At 61.6% G+C, this 15,832-nt stretch carries 21 protein-coding genes and 1 pseudogene; all 22 read left to right on the top strand.

Annotated elements, in window-relative coordinates:
* A pseudogene (locus FFS45_RS37705) lies at positions 1 to 1,053 on the top strand (transporter); the annotation flags it as partial.
* A gap of 25 nt (positions 1,054 to 1,078) precedes the next feature.
* The gene (locus FFS45_RS37700; RefSeq protein WP_137959721.1) at positions 1,079 to 1,852 is read left to right on the top strand and encodes a type IV secretion system protein; all 774 of its coding nucleotides are present in this window, start codon (positions 1,079 to 1,081) and stop codon (positions 1,850 to 1,852) included.
* Positions 1,842 to 2,087, top strand: a complete 246-nt coding sequence (locus FFS45_RS37695; protein WP_137959720.1) for a hypothetical protein — start codon at positions 1,842 to 1,844, stop codon at positions 2,085 to 2,087. The genes FFS45_RS37700 and FFS45_RS37695 overlap by 11 nt, the downstream gene beginning before the upstream one ends.
* Positions 2,088 to 2,110: 23 nt before the next feature.
* Positions 2,111 to 3,031, top strand: a complete 921-nt coding sequence (locus tag FFS45_RS37690; RefSeq protein ID WP_137959719.1) for a type IV secretion system protein — start codon at positions 2,111 to 2,113, stop codon at positions 3,029 to 3,031.
* Positions 3,032 to 3,040: 9 nt separating this feature from the next.
* Positions 3,041 to 3,166 (top strand): hypothetical protein, encoded by a 126-nt coding sequence (locus FFS45_RS42855; protein ID WP_283204791.1) that lies wholly within the window; start codon positions 3,041 to 3,043, stop codon positions 3,164 to 3,166.
* A gap of 93 nt (positions 3,167 to 3,259) precedes the next feature.
* Positions 3,260 to 3,574, top strand: coding sequence for a hypothetical protein (locus FFS45_RS37685; RefSeq protein ID WP_137959718.1), 315 nt, complete (start codon positions 3,260 to 3,262; stop codon positions 3,572 to 3,574).
* Between the two features lie 165 nt (positions 3,575 to 3,739).
* Positions 3,740 to 4,591: a type IV secretion system protein gene (locus FFS45_RS37680; RefSeq protein ID WP_137959717.1), complete on the top strand. Its 852-nt coding sequence runs from the start codon at positions 3,740 to 3,742 to the stop codon at positions 4,589 to 4,591.
* Positions 4,588 to 5,499, top strand: coding sequence for a TrbG/VirB9 family P-type conjugative transfer protein (locus FFS45_RS37675; RefSeq protein ID WP_137959716.1), 912 nt, complete (start codon positions 4,588 to 4,590; stop codon positions 5,497 to 5,499). Before FFS45_RS37680 ends, FFS45_RS37675 begins: the two co-directional genes overlap by 4 nt.
* A gap of 18 nt (positions 5,500 to 5,517) precedes the next feature.
* Positions 5,518 to 6,867: a TrbI/VirB10 family protein gene (locus tag FFS45_RS37670; RefSeq protein WP_137959715.1), complete on the top strand. Its 1,350-nt coding sequence runs from the start codon at positions 5,518 to 5,520 to the stop codon at positions 6,865 to 6,867.
* 11 nt (positions 6,868 to 6,878) lie between these two features.
* Complete coding sequence (locus tag FFS45_RS37665; protein WP_137959714.1) at positions 6,879 to 7,538, top strand: hypothetical protein; 660 nt, start codon at positions 6,879 to 6,881, stop codon at positions 7,536 to 7,538.
* A 54-nt stretch (positions 7,539 to 7,592) separates the two neighbouring features.
* On the top strand, positions 7,593 to 8,630 hold the full coding sequence (gene virB11, locus FFS45_RS37660; RefSeq protein ID WP_137959713.1) for a P-type DNA transfer ATPase VirB11: 1,038 nt from the start codon (positions 7,593 to 7,595) through the stop codon (positions 8,628 to 8,630).
* The gene (locus tag FFS45_RS37655; protein WP_137959712.1) at positions 8,627 to 8,890 is read left to right on the top strand and encodes a hypothetical protein; all 264 of its coding nucleotides are present in this window, start codon (positions 8,627 to 8,629) and stop codon (positions 8,888 to 8,890) included. The genes virB11 and FFS45_RS37655 overlap by 4 nt, the downstream gene beginning before the upstream one ends.
* Positions 8,887 to 9,114: a DUF3717 domain-containing protein gene (locus FFS45_RS37650; protein ID WP_137959711.1), complete on the top strand. Its 228-nt coding sequence runs from the start codon at positions 8,887 to 8,889 to the stop codon at positions 9,112 to 9,114. The genes FFS45_RS37655 and FFS45_RS37650 overlap by 4 nt, the downstream gene beginning before the upstream one ends.
* Complete coding sequence (locus FFS45_RS37645) at positions 9,111 to 9,401, top strand: hypothetical protein (protein WP_137959710.1); 291 nt, start codon at positions 9,111 to 9,113, stop codon at positions 9,399 to 9,401. Before FFS45_RS37650 ends, FFS45_RS37645 begins: the two co-directional genes overlap by 4 nt.
* Positions 9,402 to 9,457: 56 nt before the next feature.
* Positions 9,458 to 9,814: a hypothetical protein gene (locus FFS45_RS37640; RefSeq protein WP_137959709.1), complete on the top strand. Its 357-nt coding sequence runs from the start codon at positions 9,458 to 9,460 to the stop codon at positions 9,812 to 9,814.
* A 2-nt stretch (positions 9,815 to 9,816) separates the two neighbouring features.
* Positions 9,817 to 11,595, top strand: coding sequence for a type IV secretory system conjugative DNA transfer family protein (locus tag FFS45_RS37635; protein WP_137959708.1), 1,779 nt, complete (start codon positions 9,817 to 9,819; stop codon positions 11,593 to 11,595).
* A complete protein-coding gene (locus tag FFS45_RS37630; RefSeq protein WP_137959707.1) occupies positions 11,592 to 13,265 on the top strand; it encodes an LPD7 domain-containing protein in 1,674 nt (557 codons plus the stop codon). Before FFS45_RS37635 ends, FFS45_RS37630 begins: the two co-directional genes overlap by 4 nt.
* Positions 13,234 to 14,040 carry a StbB family protein gene (gene stbB / locus FFS45_RS37625; RefSeq protein ID WP_249363096.1) on the top strand — a complete coding sequence of 269 codons (807 nt, stop codon included), beginning with the start codon at positions 13,234 to 13,236 and terminating at the stop codon, positions 14,038 to 14,040. The genes FFS45_RS37630 and stbB overlap by 32 nt, the downstream gene beginning before the upstream one ends.
* Positions 14,040 to 14,492: a hypothetical protein gene (locus FFS45_RS37620; protein ID WP_137959706.1), complete on the top strand. Its 453-nt coding sequence runs from the start codon at positions 14,040 to 14,042 to the stop codon at positions 14,490 to 14,492. The genes stbB and FFS45_RS37620 overlap by 1 nt, the downstream gene beginning before the upstream one ends.
* An 11-nt stretch (positions 14,493 to 14,503) precedes the next feature.
* A complete protein-coding gene (locus FFS45_RS37615; protein ID WP_137959705.1) occupies positions 14,504 to 14,818 on the top strand; it encodes a TrbM/KikA/MpfK family conjugal transfer protein in 315 nt (104 codons plus the stop codon).
* A gap of 136 nt (positions 14,819 to 14,954) precedes the next feature.
* Positions 14,955 to 15,203 carry a hypothetical protein gene (locus tag FFS45_RS37610; RefSeq protein WP_137959704.1) on the top strand — a complete coding sequence of 83 codons (249 nt, stop codon included), beginning with the start codon at positions 14,955 to 14,957 and terminating at the stop codon, positions 15,201 to 15,203.
* 55 nt (positions 15,204 to 15,258) lie between these two features.
* Positions 15,259 to 15,759: a hypothetical protein gene (locus tag FFS45_RS37605; protein WP_137959703.1), complete on the top strand. Its 501-nt coding sequence runs from the start codon at positions 15,259 to 15,261 to the stop codon at positions 15,757 to 15,759.
* Positions 15,760 to 15,832: the final 73 nt, after the last annotated feature.

Here is a 15,832-nt window from a genome sequence, read left to right as displayed (position 1 = left end):
ACCCCAGACAATCGCGAATTCCTCTATGGGCTCGTCGAACTGTGCGGCCGGAAGAACGGCGTCGACCATCAGGGTAAGCCAATCAGGATTGACCTGACGGCCGGCGAGAAGATTGACTGCCGCAACGCCGTCGATGCGGTAATGGGGGTCGATGACGTGCGGCTGCGCCGCTTCAGCCTGCTACTGGACAGCATTCCGGACGAAGGCGACGACGGCCTGCGCGCACGTCTGTCGATCTGGTGCAAGTCGGAGGGCGGCCGGTTCTGGTGGGTATTCGATAACCCGCCCAATCTCTCATTGAACATGAGCGAGCAACGCTGGATCGGTTTCGATGTTGAGGCATTTCTGGTCGAGAACTACGAGCCGTCGGAGCCCGCATTTGCATACCTGTTCCATCTCAAAAAGCTGATGCGTCGGGAGGGCACCCTGATGCAGACCGTGATCGAGGAGTACTGGCTGCCGCTGCGTTTTCGCACGATCCGCGAGCAGATCGAGGAAACGCTCGCCAGCGGGCGTAAGGAAGGGGAGTTCATGGGACTCATCACACAGCAGCCGGAACAGGCGCAACGCGCGGCGGACCTGTTTCCCGCGCTGCGCAGTCTGGTCGCGACGAAGCTCTGGCTGGCCGACCCGGCCGCTGAAGAAGAAGCGTATCTGCGCGATGGCATGACCCGCAAGGAATTCCGGGAGTTCAAAAAGCTCACGCCACAGTCGCGCCGCTTCCTGATCAAGCAGGGCAACCAGTCGGCGTTTGCCAGTTTCGACCTGTCCGGGCTTGAGGACGCGATTGCGGTGTTCTCGGGAGACCGGGAGAACGTGCTGATCTGCGACGCGGTGCGCGCCGAGCTGGGCGACGATCCGGACGTCTGGTTGCCGGTTTATCTGTACCGCGTGTTCGAACGCAAGCTGCGCACGCGGCTCGCGGCGAAGCACGGCGCCGATGAGAGGTTGTGGTCCGCCGAGCTGCAGCGTGGCCTTGAGCGCAAGCGTGCCGAGCTTGCGCAGATTTATCCACCGGTTAATCAGCCGGTTGACGACGAAGTTTTTGCCTGATGTGCTGCAACCCAGGGAGGGAACGATGAACAGCACCGATGTCTATCCGGCCGTGCGCCGGCCGGTTGACCCAGCGATCTGGAACCTTCGCGAGGCGCTGCGGGCACGATCAACGCGCGCCGGCATGAGCGCCTTTGCCTATCTGCCGGGAATAACGCTTTGGCCGCGTCGCACGCTGGTCACGCTGCTGTGCGCCTGTGCGTTTTCGCAGGCCGACGCGCAGGGCGTGCCCACCATTTCGCCGGCGGAGCTCGCGCAACAGATGATGCAGGTCGAGCAGCTGGGGCAGCAGATCAAGAATCAGGAGGACCAGTATCAGGCGCTGACTGGCAACAGCAGTTTCGGCAACATCATGAACGATGCATCGCTGCGCAATTACCTTCCGGAACAGTGGCAAAACATTTACGACCAGGCGAAGAACGGCGGTCTCTCGGGTATCAGTTCGTCGATGCGTTCGATCGAGCAGCAGGAAAGCATGACCGGTGCCGGCACGCCCGGTCAGCAGCGCTATTACGACACGCTCGCGGCCAACAAGGCGATGAACGAGCAGGCGTACAGCGCGACGATGGCGCGCCTGAACAACATCCAGGCGCTAATGCAGCAGTCCAACATGACGCAGGATCCTGCGCAAAAGGCTGATCTGCAGAACCGGATGGCCGCGGAAGAGGCGATGGTCACAAATGACCAGACGCGCCTGCAGCTCACCGCGCAGTTGCAGAAAACAGAGCTGCAGCTTGCCGAACAGCAGCAGGATCGCGAATTCAAAAACCAATTTCTTGGAGGTTCAAGTGGTCAATAAAGCCCTGCTCGGCGCAATTATCAGTTTGCTGGTCGTGATTGCTGGATATCTTGGCTATCTGGCGTGGGACCGCCATCAGCACAACGTTAAGGAGGAGATCGAGCATAGGCAGGAGCTGGAATTCAAGGCGCACCTGCTCGGCACGACGCCAGAACAACTGGAGAAGGAGGAAACGCCTGAGCAGCGTCAGCAGGACAAGGATGCTGACGAGGTAGTGAAGAAAGCAATGCGATAACTGGCCTAGCTTCGGAGCGTCTTATGTCATACACACCGATCACCACGACGATCTTTTCTAGCATGACGTCCGACTTCGACGCGAACGTGGTTTCGACCATCAGTTCGGGTTCGGAGCGCATCATCGGATTGATCTCGCCACTGATGGCAGCATGTTTCAGCATTTATGTGCTGTTGATCTTGTGGACGTACTGGCAGGGGCGCAACGACGAGCCGATCAACGACTTTCTCATGCGTATGGCGACCTGGGCGTTCATCCTGACGTGTGGGATGAACATCCAGTTTTACAGCACGTACATCGTACCTGCCTTGAACGGTCTGGGTGAACAGTTGGCCGGCGCGATCACGGGGCAGGCGAATCCTATCTCCGGCCTGGATAACCTGCTGAGCTCGTACATCAACGCGTGCGCGCAGATCTACGACAACGCACACAATTTCCAGATCATCGGTGCCGTGTGGGTGATCACGGTGCTGCTTATATTCGCGACGCCGTTTATGGGGTTGGCCGTTGCATACATCATCCTCGCCAAATTTGCGCTCGGTTTGCTGCTTGCGCTAGGGCCGCTCTTTATCTCAATGGCGCTGTTTCCGCCGGTGCGTCAGTTCTTCTGGAACTGGGCAGGGCAGTGTCTTAACTACGCCCTTCTCGTGGCTCTATTTGCAGGTGCCGGCGCTATTGAGGTGGGTTTTGCGCAGAAGATCGCGCCTTCCGGATCGGCTTTCCCATCCATGAAACAGGTGGTTGAAATCGATGTGATGGGCGTGGTGTTTTTCATTGTCGCGCTCAATCTGCCGGGTCTTGCTTCGGCGTTGGCGAGCGGTGTGGGGATTTCCACGATGACCGGCAATCTCGGTGCGGCTGGTAGGGCTCTCGCTGCCGCGTCGAAGATGAAGATAGGTGGCGCGGGTAAGCAAAACACGGGCGGATCCGTGTCGAAAGCGTAAGGAGGGTACATGCCTGATTTTTTTGCGAAGCTGATCCGCTGGTGGTTGCTCGCTGTCTGCTGGGTCACGTTTACTGGTTTCGCGCTGGCATTGCTGAATAGCATCGGTACATTCATTTACCACCGTCTGCATTAAGCGCACACAGCAGGAGATCACGATTGAAAGCGCAGCTTTGCATTGGTTAACTGTAGCCACGGTTTTTTGATTAAATGAGACACGGAGAAAGACATGCAACCAGTAGAAAGCAATGCAGCAAACCGACGGGTGCCGGTGCGGGCTGTGATAACGCGGGTACTCCCTGGACTGGCCGTCAACGTGGTGTTGCTCACGCTTTTCTGCGCGGTCGCCTGGCAGTTGCATAGTCCTTACCAAGGGGAGATTCGCCATATTCTTGCGCCGTTGCGCCCGGCATACGTCATGCTGTTCAGTCTGTGCGCGGTATTGGGCTATATGGCGTGTCACATTCCCAGCGTGGGGGCCGCGATCTCAACCGGACTGTGCGATTTTCTTGAGTCGCGCTTTCGCCGTACGCCGCAGCGTTGAGGAACCGGAGACCATGAAATCTTCCATCCCAATCCTGCTGGTAGCTCTTGCCCTTCAGGCCTGCAGTTCCCCGCCGAAACCACCCGAGCCGACTGGCCAGTGGGTGCCCGTCAATCAACCGTTGGCCCAGCAATCGGGCCATACGGAACCGAAGTGAGGAACAGGATGGCATCGACTATCAGGCAATGGTTTGCGTCGGGAACGAACGCGCGCAAACGCAAGGGAAGCCCGGCCGAGTCGACCACGCAAGCGGACGCGCCTCTGAGCGGCGTTGAGTCGGGTGAGCGCGATGCGGTCAGCTGGTACCTGAAACAGGCACAGGCCTTCGAAAAGTCGAAGGTCGAAGCAGCGGAAGAGAAGGCCCGTATTGCGGACCGGCGCTCGGTGTTATCGGGCGTTGTCGCTCTCGCTGCTGTTTCTGGCATGGGAGCTTTAGGACTCCTAAAGCGGCCGAACCCGCCCGCCGTGCTGCGAGTGAACGACACGACAGGGAAGGTGGATGTGTTGCCGACAACCGCGAACGGACACGTTACGTTTTCCGAGAAAACCGATCGCGCGGATCTGCACCGTTACGTCGAACTGCGCGAGAGCTACGACTGGGAGACGATTTCGGACACGCACGCCGCGGTGATGTTCATGAGCGACGACCACGAGAAGGAAGCCTATGACGGGCTGGTGCGCGGCCCGGTGGGCCCGCTCAAGCTTCTGAAGGATCAGGCGCGGGTCATCGCACACGTAGGCTCGATCACGTTCGCGCCCGCCGCACAGGTGTTCTTCTCGCGTCAGCTGGTCCCGCTGAATCCCGCAGCGAAACGGCCGGATCCGACGTACTGGATTGCGACGGTCGCATTCGAGCGTGTGAACGTTCCGGAAAAGCAGGATCAGCAGGATCTCAACGCGGACGGTTTTCGCTGCACGAGCTACGAGGTCACGCGAGACTGGACCCGGGCGCCCGCCGATGCCGGGGCTACGTCGGGATCGGCGTCGGGCCCTGCGGCAGCCGGAGGTGGAGCATGAAAGGACGAACGATCCGGATGTCAGCGAGCGCAGCGGCGGTCGCACTGGGCTTCGCGTTGGTGCCGATCCACGCGCGAGCGCTCGAAACGCCGCGCAGCTGCGGTTCAGACCCGCACATCCAGTGCGCGACCTACGATCCGGACCAGGCCTATCGTGTGGCGACCATGCCGGGGCGTGCGGTGATGATCCAGTTCGAGCCAGGCGAACACATCATCAACAGTGGCGAGGGCATCGGAGACGGCAAGGCCTGGCACGTGGCCATCAACGACAGTGGCGCGATGCTCAAACCGGGTGCGCCGCAGCCGGAAACCAATCTTCTGCTCGTCACCAACCGGCGCACCTATCCGCTCTCGCTTGTTGACGTGTCGGCCGCACAGCCGGCGACATGGATACTGCGTTTCGACTATCCGGACACGCGTGCCAGAGCGGCGAGCGCGCAGCTGCGCCGTCAGCAAGCGGTTAGCGCAGCGCTGGGCGGTCAGCAGGGCAATGGGCCAGCGGTGCCAGCATCGATCGCGAACAGCGTTGGCGTTGCGAAATCCACGCCAGTGGAGTCGGTTCCTGTGGCCAATATCCAGTACATGATGCGCGGCGACCACGCACTCGCACCGACCGCACTTTGGGACGACGGCCGATTCACGTACTTCAAGTACTCAACCGCGCGTGACCTGCCGACGATCTTCACGAAGCTTCCCGACGGTGGCGAGGCGACGGCGAATTTTCATATGGAGGGCGATACGGTCGTCGTGCACGAAGTGTCGAAGTCGTTTGTCATCCGCTACGGTGAGTCGGTGCTGGGTATCCGCAACGACGGCTATTCGCCTGATGGTCATTACAACCGTGCGGGCTCGTCGGTACCGGGCAGCGCGCGCATCGCACGTGACCATACCAATGCATCGACGAACTGATCAGGGAGCGAACAGGGTATGACTGAACGAAACGAAATGGAACATGCGGCGTCGACCGACGTCGGCCCGCAGCCTTCGCTCGACCTGCCGGGCCGCCGGAAAACGCGCGTGGGCAAGCTGCGTCTGGTGCTGGTCGCGCTCGCCGTTATTGCGCTGGGTGCATCGGGCGTCACGATCTATCTGCAGCGCCTGTTCCAGCAGCATCAGGACGCGAAACAGGCGGCGCTGACAAAACCGAAAGACAGCGGCGCGAGTGACGCCGGTGCGGATCTGGAGACGCAGAAGGAACGTATCAAACGCACGGAAGACCAGGCCCGTGCAGCGTCGGAGGCTGCGGCCGCCGCCGCGAATTCCCACCTCGCGACGCCAGCCGGCGCGGCATCGCAGACGAACGGACAGGCGGTGGCCGTGAGCAACCAGCCGCGGCCGCTCACGCCGGCCGAGCGCCGCCTGCAGGGCAGCGTGCTCGTCGCGGGTGGGGGCAATGAGGGCAACAACGATTCCGGCCAGAGCAAAGATGGTCCTGTGGCATCAAATGAAGCCGCTGGCGACAGCGACAGTGGCAGCACTGGAGCCGTCGGCCACAATGCCGGTGGTCTGGCAGGTCTGGCGAAGTCGATGGGCATGTCAGCGCTGCGCGGCGGCGGTGCAGGCGGTGCGCCGAGCTCAACCAGCAAGGCGGACGCGGGCGACGGCAAGGGCTCCGCGATCGACCAGTCGTTGCAGCCATCGAAGCTGCAGCCGATGCAGGCCTCGTTCCGGCCGAACCGGCATTACCTGCTCAGTCGCAACACGATGATCCGCTGTGGTCAGTCGACGGCGATCCGTACCGACCGGCCGGGCCTGATCGGGTGCCCGATCGCGCAGGACGTGTGGTCCGACGATGGCACGACGCTGCTCGTTCGCAAGGGTGCGATGGCGAAGGGCGAGCAGCGCGATGCGGTGATCCAGGGGCAGGGCGTGATCGGCGCGATCTGGGACGAGATTGACGACGGCGACGTGCACATTCCACTGAACTCGCCGGCTACCGATCCGTTGGGTGCCGCCGGCATTCCGGCCTATGTTGACGAGCACTTCTGGCTGCGGTTCAAGGGCGCGCTGATGGTCAGCCTGATTGGCGACTTCGGCCAGGCGCTGGCGAATAAGGCAACCGGGTCTGGCCAGCAGATCACGTTCTCCAACAGTTCGAACGCCACGCAGGATGTGGCCGCGGAGACGCTGCGTAACACCATCAACATCCCGCCGACAGCTTATTCAAACCAGGGCTCTGTCATCAATATCTTTGTGGCGCGCGACATTGACCTGACCGGCGTGTACGAGAACGTCGACGCGCAGGGCAACTCTGTTGGCCGGAACGGGCAGCAATGAGGAGTGGACCCATGAACCTGAAGATTACCTACCCGAACGACTTCCCGTTGCATGGTCTCGATCGCGACATGTTCGAGACCAAACTACGCAACGCACTGCGTTTCTGTTTCTACGGCAACACGGTCCGGCAGCTGGCCGAACGGGTCGATGCACGGCGTGCGCGTGTGGTTCCCGATGCCTTGCCACTTCGGCAGATCGCCGACGAGCACGCGTTCGAGGATTGCATGACCCTCGACGGGTGCCGGATCGACGACATGTCAGCGCCGCTGCGACGCAACCTGCTGCGTAATGTCGGGGCGCGTATCGGGCTGACGATCTCGGAGTGGGGCGACAGCGCGATGCCGTCACTCGATGAGCCAGCCAATCATGCCGTCGGTAACACGACGGAATCACGCGCAACTAACCGTCAGTCGGCCGAACCCGCACCGAGTCACGAACGCCTTCCGCCACGCACATCACGCGGCCTGCTTGCAGCGGGACTCTGTGCGGTGGCAATCGGCGGTGCGGGCTGGAAAATGACCCGGCCGGCCGAGCCACTGAATGCAACCGTGGTTTCGACGTCGCCGGCGCAAACCCTTCGCGAGCTCGCCAGCAGCGTGCCGGACGATCGACGCCCGTATCGCGTGTCAGTGCAGATCGAGCCGCAGGATACGGGCACCACATCTCGTTGATTCTGCGCGGCGCCATGTTAAACGGATGCGACCCTACACCAGAAAGGAGTACGAATGAGTGCAGTCGTAATCGATGTGATCGAGAAGGGCACGATCGCCCGCAGCTTCCTCAAGCAGATGGGCATCTCGAACTTCTTCGACGGTAGCCTCACCGAGGTCGCGATCAACCGACCAGGTGAGATCTGGACGCAGGGGAGTGCCGGATGGCGACGGCACGATGCACCGGCCTGCTCGCTGGACGCGTGCTTCAAGCTCGCGAACGCCTTGACGGTGATGAAGGGCGGCAAGTTCTCGACAAAGGAGCCGATTCATCCGGTGGTCCTGCCCGAGGGCCAGCGCGGGCACGTGCTGATGCAGCCGGCCTGCGAGCAGGACACCATCTCCATCACGATCCGGATCCCGTCAGACGTGCGCTTCTCGGTCGCTGAGTACGAGCGCAACGGCTGGTTCGAGGGTTATCGGGACGTGTCGCCGCGCCGCGACATGTCGGTATCGCTTGACCTGCAGCCGTTCGAGCTCGAGATGCTCGAGGCGAAAGGTCAGCGCAACGTCACGCGCATGCTCGAGCTTGCGGTTGCCAACCGGTTGAACATTGTGCTCGCCGGCGGCACCGGCTCCGGAAAGACCACGCTGAACAAGGCGCTCTCCGACCTCGTGCCGTCCGATGAACGGATCGGCACGATTGAGGACACGCCGGAGCTGTCGCTGCCGAACCATCCGAACCGTGTACACATGTTTTTCAGCGACACGCTGCCGGCGAAGGAACTGGTGCGCTCCACGCTGCGCATGAAGTTCGATCGCGTGTTTCTCGCCGAGTGTCGCGGCGACGAGACATGGGACTACCTGACGCTCCTGAACACCGGCGCGCCCGGCGGCATCACGACCGTGCATTGCAACGATGCGCGCTCGGCCCATTCGCGCATCGCGACGCTGGTCAAACAAAGCGCGGTCGGCCAGACGCTCGACTGGCAATTCATCATGGAACAGGTGCGCGTAACGGTTGATTTCGTCATTTTCATGCGCAACAAGCGGCTCGTCGAGATCTGGTACGACCCGATCGGCAAGGCGCAACTGCTGGGCTGTGTCTCATGAGCGCCGATGCCGCGGCGCAGATGATCGAACAGATCGCGATCAGCCTGTGCGGTGCGCTCGCCGTTTTCCTGTCGCAGGACCGGCGTGTGCACTGGCGGCGCTGGGCCTGCATCTTCGGGTTGGCCGCGCAGCCGTTCTGGTTCGACATGGCGTGGCGAGCACATCAGTACGGTGTGCTCGCGCTGTGCTTTGTCTATGCGGCGTCGTGGGCGCGCGGTTTCACGGCGCACTGGCTCGTTCGCAGGGAGGACCGTGTATGAACTTCGCGATCAGCGATATCGAGGCGGCGATCGAGGGATGGCGCATGCGTTCGCCGTCGGACGAAGCATTTGCTGCCAGCACTGAGGCCCGCGCGCTGGCGCGGCTCTACGGCGCCGTGATCGTGCACGGCTGCGAGGGTGTCCCCGACGCCGGGCTGGACGACGCGCAGCGCGACGCCCTGCGGATCCTGTCCGCCGATCCACCCGGAGAGTTCCCGCAATGAAGGCAGATCTTCTGGTTCCCGCGATTGCCGATGCCGCGGACGCGCACGATGACAGCCCGTGCAAATGGCGGCCGTCCGGCGACTTTGCGCTGGTCCACCCGTCGGGCTGGACGATCGCGCGGTACTCAGTCTATGACGAGTGGCACTACCTGCTGTGGGAGCCGATCAATCGCTGTACGGCGGACAACAGCAACCAGTTCCACGGACCCTTCGGTAACGTGCGCGACGCGATGCGCCTGCATCGCGACCTGAGCGCGCATCTGCAACAACAGGAGATGGCCGCATGACAACGCATCTGAAATTCCAGACCGCTATCGACGCGGCCGCGCACTGAGGACCGACCATGCCGAAACCGCTTCGAATCCTGATCCCCGTCGTGGTCCTCCTGCTGATCCTGTGCGGCTTCGCGTTCCTCGGGCAGTTCGCCGGCGGCCAGCTTTTCGCGAAGATGCAGAAGCTGCCGGAGGGCAGCGCCGACGTGTTCACGCTGTACGACTACTGGCATGCCTACGGCGACGTGCCTGCGGTTGTGCGCGCGCTCAAGGTGTGCACGCTGCTGTCGGTGGTCATCACCGGCCTGCCAGTGGCCGTGATCACGATGGCGCTCGTGTCGGGCCGCAAGCGCCTCGCGCAGTTTGGCGAGGCCCGGTTCGCAACCCGTAACGACATTGTGAAAGCGGGCCTGCTGGAGAAGAAATAACCATGACGACCTCACAACATCTGTATCCGCCGTTTATTGTCGGCAAGTACAAGGGCGAATACCTGAAGTATTACGGCCAGGATTTCCTGATGACGGCTGCCGGCACCCGCTCCGGCAAGGGCACATCGCTCGTGATCCCGAATCTTCTCACCTATCCCGATTCCGTCGTGGTCGAGGACATCAAGGAAGAGAACTACCACTATACGTCCGGCTATCGGCGGGCATGCGGTCACGAAACCTATCTGTGGGCGCCGTTCTCGGAAGACGGACGCTCGCACGCGTACAACCCGCTCGAATACATCGCAGGCCGTCCCGCATATGCGCGCGTGGGCGACGTGATGACGATCGGCGAACACCTGTATCCGTCCAACGTCGATGCACGTCTGAAGTACTGGAACGACAATGCCCGCAACCTGTTCATCGGGATCGTGCTGTATCTGCTGGAAACGCCCTCGCTGCCGTGCACGTTTGGTGAGGTGCTGCGACAGGCCTCCGGCAAGGGCAGGGCGATCCGTGAACACATCTCGTCGATCGTCAGCACGCGCGCCGATGCAGCTCACGCGACTGACGGGCTGCCGGCGCTCACGTTCGAATGTCTCGACGCGCTGAACCGCTTCCTGTCGCAGTCGAAGGAAGCCTTCGCGAACATCGTATCGACGATGACCGCGCCGCTGAACGTCTTCAGCAATCCGGTTGTCGACGCGGCAACCAGCCGCTCGGACTTCGATCTGGCCGATGTGCGCAAAAAGCGTATGTCGATCTATGTGGGCATCAAGCCGGGCGACCTGAAGGCCGGTGCGCTGCTGGTCAATCTCTTTTTCTCGCAGCTGATCGACCTGAACACGCGCGAGCTGCCTGCCGAGAATCCTGCGCTCAAATACCAGTGCGCGCTGATCCTGGACGAGTTTGCAGCGCCCGGCAAGATCGACATCATCGATACGGCCAACCCGTTCATTGCTGGCTACAACCTCCGGCTGATGCTGATCTTTCAGGGCATGTCCCAGATCGAGGATCCGAAGCTGTACGGCAAGCACGGCGCCGAAACGCTCGCCATCAACTGCAAGATGCGCAGCCTGTATGCGCCGCGTACGGTCAAGGAATCGGAAGAGTACTCGAAGATGCTGGGGACCTTCACGCTGATGGCGCGCTCGCGCAGCCGCAGTCGCGGCCGCAGTTCGTCGACGAGCACCAGCGAGTCGGAGCACGGCCGGGCGTTGATGATGCCGCAGGAGCTGCGGGCGCTGAAGCACAACAAACAGATCATCACGATGGAGGGGTGCGAGCCGATCCTGTGTGAGAAGGCGTTTTTCTATGAAGACGCCGAGCTCGTCGACCGCCTCGTGCGGCAGAGCCCCTACCTGCAGGCGGTGATGGCGAAGCTGGAGAAGACCAACCGCCGGCGCGCATGGTTCGGTTTCGGTCCTAAGTTTCCGGACGAAACACAGACGAAACACGCCGCGTTCGTCCAGCGCGAGCTGTGCGCGCCTGTACCAAAGATCGACGTCGAGCAGTGGTGGCAGACGCAGAACGCGGCCCGCCGCGCGCAGCAGGCGGCGGCCGCGGACGCCGCCAGACAGTCGGCCGGTCAGGCGCGTGACGTCCGGGAGCACGAGATTGGAGTACTCGCGCCTGTTCATCTCGCCAACCGTAACAGCATCCGCGCATCGCTGTTCCAGTTGATGCCTTATCTGCGAGAAGTCCTGCCGGACGCGGCGGCCGCCGTGTCGGCGCAAAACGCAGCACCTCAATCACAGCCTGAACCGCAAGGAGTGACCGTATGAACGAGATCGAATTTCCCGCCGACCGGATCGACTACCGCGAACGCGACGCGGCAAACGCCGACGATGCGTCGACCATCCGCGCGCGCGTCACGCCGCCGGCGAACGAGCCGGACGCGGGCGCCGTGCCCGGCAGTCCGGAAACACCGGTCGATGACGCAACCGAAGAGCGCCTGAAGAAGATCCGCGCGGCAGAACGGGAGAAGGTCGAGAAGCTGCTCAGGCGCGACTCATTGACCAACGCAGCGACCAGCACAGCGACCGACGAGGCGGTGAAACCGGCCGCCGGCACCGGCAAGCCGCTCGGGAAGAAGGGGAACGATGCGGAGAACACGATCAGACCGAAACCGGTTTTCGAGAAGACCGGCTACGACGTGCCGAAGTCGGTCAGCAATCTGTACGTCGCACATGAGGGCAAGTTTCTCGATCGAAAAAGCGAGACGGTGCACTTCGAGGACAAGGGCCGCTCGCTCTCGACGGCCAGCGAGGACCGCGACGTGATCGTGCACATGGTCGAAGTTGCGAAGGCGAAGAACTGGGGGGAGCTGCAGCTTAAGGGCAGCGAAGAATTTCGTCGGCAGGCGTGGATCGCGGCGGAACTCGCGGGCGTGCCGACGCGTGGCTTCAAGCCTGGTGCGCAGGATCGGGCGGCACTGACCGCTGCGCGCGAGGCGATGCGCATCGGCGCCGGCGACAAATCCGGTGAGGCGGACAAGGCGCGCACGAATGAGATGGAGGCAACAGACGCAGCGGGGCAAAAGCAGCCCGCCGCGCCGGAGTCGGCGAAAGCGAAACCGGCCACTCCGGGACGTGAAAACGCCCTGCCCGCAGGCAACCCGACGACCGCCACGCAACCGTCTGCAGCTGCGCCGGCGAGCCCCGTTCAGGGCACGCCAACGCCGGCCGGTGTCACGGCGGGCGTACTGGTGGCACACGGGCCCGCTCCGTTCAACCACGACGATAAGCAGAACGACAGCTACTACGCGACCGTGCGGACAGAAGATGGCGAGCGCACCGTCTGGGGACTGGACATCGAGCGCGCGATCGGCGAAAGCGGTGTGCAGCCCGGTCAGCGGATCGAGCTGGAAAAGGGCGGCAGCAAGACGGTAACAGCGCAGCAGCGCCAGTTCGACGAGAAAGGTACCGAACTCGCTCCAAAGTCAGTCGAGAGCCGGCGTAACGAATGGCTGGTGTTCTCGCCCGATGTGCCGGGCCTGCCCTCGCGCGAGCAGCGCGAAGCGCTGGCCAGCGCGCGCCGCGACGCCGATGAGCGCCGACAGATCCATGAGGCGCGTGAGCGGTTCCTGAGCGGCGACTGGAAATACTCGAAGGAACAGCAGAAGACACTCGATGAAGCACGCGAGCGCATCAAAGCGCAGGCCGCGCGCGAGGTGCTGCGTGACGAGATCAAGGGTTTGCCGGAGCAGCAGCAGGAGAAGCTGATGGGGGAGTTCGAAAGCGCCGTGGCCGAGGCGCGCGCGGCTAACCGGCCACTGGACGTGCCCATGCCTCAGGTCAGCGAAGCGACGATCGAGGCCGTGCGCGAGCAGATCGAGCGCGAGCGCGCTGGGCAGGGCAGAGATGGGCAGCAACCGTCACGTGAACAGGCACAGCCCGCAGCGCAAACCCAGGAGGCTGGCCATGACGCGCCAACGCTCGAAATCGAACCGTAACGAGCACGTGACCGACGCTGCGCGCGCGGTCGCGACTCAACTCACACAACAACCGGAGAGACGCACCATGAAAATCGCCGTCATTAATTTCTCGGGCAACGTCGGCAAAACTACCATCGCTCATCACCTTCTGGCGCCTCGACTGGAAGGCGCTGAGGTTATATCGATCGAGTCGATCAACTCGGATGGTACCGAGAGGGCCGCCTTGCGCGGCAAACAGTTCGATGAATTGCAGGACCGGATGATGACCATGCGACACGTTGTCGTCGATGTGGGGGCATCCAACGTCGAAGACTTTGTTGCGTTGATGCAAAGCTACGACGGGTCACACGAGGACTTCGACATGTTCATTGTTCCGACCGTGCCGCCTCTGAAGCAACAGCTCGATACGATAGCCACGCTTGATCAGTTGAGCGCCTTGGGCATAGCGTCCGACCGGATCAGATTGCTGTTCAATTGCGTTGATCCGAAGAGCAATCTGGATAAGGTTTTCGGCCGCCTGTTTACGCGTCATGCGGCAGTGGGTGGCTTTGTTCTCGATCCGTCCGCAGTCATTTATGAAAATCCGATTTACGAAAAGATAAAGACGATCGGCAAGACTATTACTGACGTCAACAGCGACACAACTGATTATGTTGCGTGGAACGCACGGTCAATGGAGGACGATACGCCGGAGCCCCAGCGAGCCCATATTCGTCAGATGGTCGCCATCAAACGACTGGCCACGCGAGTAACACGCGAGCATGACGACGCGTTCCGGCTTCTGGTGCACTGATGGGCGCGCCGGAAGATTCGATCCGTGAGGAACTGATCGGCGCGGTGCTGGGCGAACTCTCGCTTTTGCGCCGCGACGTGAAGGACTTGTCGCAATTCCTCGAGGCGAGCGGCAAGCAGTTCAAGGACGACGGCGAGCTAACGCTGCTGCGATTCACGTCGCGTTATGAACGGTTCCTCAACCAGTTCGCAGCATCGAGCACCGATGTGCTGGCCGAAGCGGGACGGTTTTCGGAGGCCCGCGATCAACTGCTTGGCGAGATCTCGCTCAGGCAGTACGACGAAGCCAACGGACGAAGCCGCGATCTGCTACGCGACGTTTTGCGCGAGGAGCGCGGCCGCCGTCCTGGTATCGGCCGGATCGAACTGGCCGCATGGACCGTGTGCGCCATGCTTGGCTCGGCGGCGCTCACGGTCGGAGCCCTTGCGGCGCTGCGCCTTCTGACCACCTGACAGGAGATCTCATGAAACGACTGATCGCGATATTAATCTGCGGCGCGGTCGCCACCCAGGCGGTGGCGCTGGCCGACGTCGACAACCCGTCCGCCTGCGGTGCCGTCCTGTGTCTCGCCGGCCTGATCGCCGGTGGCAGTGCCGGCGGGGACTGCAAAAACTATATGACGGGTTACTTTTCCATCGTGAAATTTCACCACGGCCATTTCGATGAGACAGGCACGTCAAATGCCCGTGGCGATTTCACGAACCAGTGCAAGAGCGTCGGACCGGATACGAAGAAAGGTGTGAACGACAGGTACGGAAACGTTCAATCTGCTCCGTGACGCGCAGCCGCTCTCTCAGGTCCTGACGAAGATTTGCCCTCGGAAGTCAGGACTTTTTACGGTGCGGGCTTCGGCCCGCACCCTTTTTCAAGTTGTTCATAGATGGACCCTACAAGGATTTCACGGAGAACCGCCGATGCCCCCGACCGATGAAACATTGCGCAAGGATCGCGCTGCACTTCGCCTCGCGATTGAACTGCTTGGCTTTGACTGCAATCGCGTGATCGCGCATCTGCAGGTCGCCGGCGAGCCGATGTGGAGAGAACTACCGTTCCAGCTCGCGTCCGTCACCTTCGATTCGAGGACGGCCGCCGCGTCCGGACTGAGCGAGCACGGTCAGCGGGACGTTCATCGTGTCTTCAACGCTCTGCGTAACTGCGCTTGACAACCACGTCGAATGTCATTCCGACGCGGTTACTGAAATCAGTGGGATATGAAATATGAACGAAATGACGAACAGGGTCGATCTGTTTTCTACGGCTTTGTATTGCGGCGGCCTTTACGCACTTTGGCGCGTGGTCCTGACTGTCTTTTTCCCGTTTATAAGTGGTTCAGTTTGGCAAAATGTGATCGGCCCGATGGTGATCCAACGGTGTCCTGCGTTGGGACAAAGCGAAGACTATTCGCGCCCGTCATATTTGCCTACAGCGGCTGGACAACCGCTTGTTATGTCGTGGGGGTTCCTGGCGGTATCTATTGATGACCTGACCAACGGAATTCGCGATGGGATGTTGCTCGGCGTGTGGTACGCACTCCTGCCGGAAATAGTGCAACCGGGCTTTCTCACCTTCATCCTTGCCATCGTGATCGGCAAGGGTGTTTGGCGCATTTCAACTGCGATGGGAGCGGCCAAGACTGATTGCGCAATTTGGGCCGTTCGCGAAGTGTTGATGTATGTCGGCGCAATTCTCGCGTTGCAGTCTGTTCACTTTCTTCAATAGGCTAGATTTGGAATCGATCCGCCGGTGCGTTGCCCCGTGATAACGCATCACTGAAATGACGGCACGACCGGTC

The sequence above is a fragment of the Burkholderia sp. 4M9327F10 genome, from assembly GCF_005503145.1.
Taxonomy (GTDB): Bacteria; Pseudomonadota; Gammaproteobacteria; order Burkholderiales; family Burkholderiaceae; genus Paraburkholderia.
The sequence above is the reverse complement of the archived record's forward strand: the minus strand, read 5'-3'. Positions and strand labels throughout refer to the sequence as shown.